Source organism: Natronorubrum amylolyticum (assembly GCF_052040145.1).
Lineage (GTDB): Archaea > Halobacteriota > Halobacteria > Halobacteriales > Natrialbaceae > Natronorubrum.
In genome coordinates, this window is sequence record NZ_JBPPFW010000011.1 from 1 (window position 1) to 1,022 (window position 1,022).

Annotated in this window: 1 rRNA gene; it reads right to left on the minus strand. The window is 59.3% G+C overall.

Annotated elements, in window-relative coordinates:
- Window positions 1-1,022, minus strand: a 16S ribosomal RNA gene (locus ACSFDB_RS20990); the annotation flags it as partial.

The window sequence follows — 1,022 nt, forward strand, 5'->3', positions numbered from 1 at the left end:
TCGGGGTTGCATCCCACTGTCGTGGCCATTGTAGCCCGCGTGTCGCCCAGCACATTCGGGGCATACTGACCTACCGTTGCCCGTTCCTTCCTCCAGTTTGGCACTGGCAGTCCTCTTAATGTACCCAGCCACCACAAGGGTGCTGCTGGCAATTAAGGGTGCGGGTCTCGCTCGTTGCCTGACTTAACAGGACGCCTCACGGTACGAGCTGACGGCGGCCATGCACCTCCTCTCAATGGCTCAGGTAAGCTCATCACACTGACCGTCACTGCACATTGTCGATGCTGGTGAGATGTCCGGCGTTGAGTCCAATTAAACCGCAGGCTCCTCCGGTTGTAGTGCTCCCCCGCCAATTCCTTTAAGTTTCATCCTTGCGGACGTACTTCCCAGGCGGTCTGCTTCTCGGCTTCCCTACGACACACCACAGGCTCGTAGCCTGTGGCACATCTAGCAGACATCGTTTACAGCTCGGACTACCCGGGTATCTAATCCGGTTCGTGACCCGAGCTTTCGTCCCTCACCGTCGGATCCGTCCTTCCAGAGCGCTTTCGCCACCGGCGGTCCGTCCAGGATTACGGGATTTCACTCCTACCCCGGACGTACCCTCTGGATCTTCCGGTCCCAAGCCACACAGTTTCCACCGGACGCCTGCTCGTTAGGCGAGCAGATTTCCCGATAGACTTGCGCGGCCAGCTACGGACGCTTTAGGCCCAATAATAGCGGTCATCACTCGTGCTGCCGGTATTACCGCGGCGGCTGGCACCGGTCTTGCCCAGCACTTATTCCACTACCTTCCTACGGTGGTGAAAAGCGAGGACTATATGCCCTCGCACTCGGAGTCCCCTTATCGCACTGGCGTGCAGTGTAAAGGTTTCGCGCCTGCTGCGCCCCGTAGGGCCCGGTATCTTGTCTCAGATACCGTCTCCGGGCTCTTGCTCTCACAACCCGTACCGATTATCGGCACGGTGGGCCGTTACCCCACCGTCTACCTAATCGGCCGCAGCCACATCCTATGGCGCCGG